Annotated in this window: 1 protein-coding gene; it reads left to right on the top strand. The window is 67.8% G+C overall.

From position 1 onward, the window contains the following. Positions 1–11 precede the first annotated feature (11 nt). A partial coding sequence (locus BST12_RS29975; RefSeq protein WP_342746525.1) for a KR domain-containing protein occupies positions 12–270 on the top strand: 259 nt, incomplete at its 3' end.

The raw sequence follows: 270 nt of genomic DNA, 5'->3' as shown, positions 1-270 counted from the left end.
CCGGAAAGATCGTGCTCATCCCGCCGCTCAGCTGGGATCCCGACGGCACGGTGTTGATCACCGGCGGGACGGGGATGCTGGGCGGGTTGCTGGCCGAGCACCTGGTTACCAGGCACGGGAGCAAACATCTACTCCTGGCATCGCGCCGCGGCAAGGCCGCCCCGGGCGCCGAGGAGCTGGCGCAACGGTTGACCGAATTAGGTGCGCAGGTCACTGTCGCCGCCTGCGACACCAGCGATCCCACCGAGCTGGCCACCCTGCTGGAATCAA

Source organism: Mycobacterium angelicum (genome assembly GCF_002086155.1).
GTDB classification, from domain to species: domain Bacteria; phylum Actinomycetota; class Actinomycetes; order Mycobacteriales; family Mycobacteriaceae; genus Mycobacterium; species Mycobacterium angelicum.
This window is presented reverse-complemented; position numbering and strand designations above follow the sequence as displayed.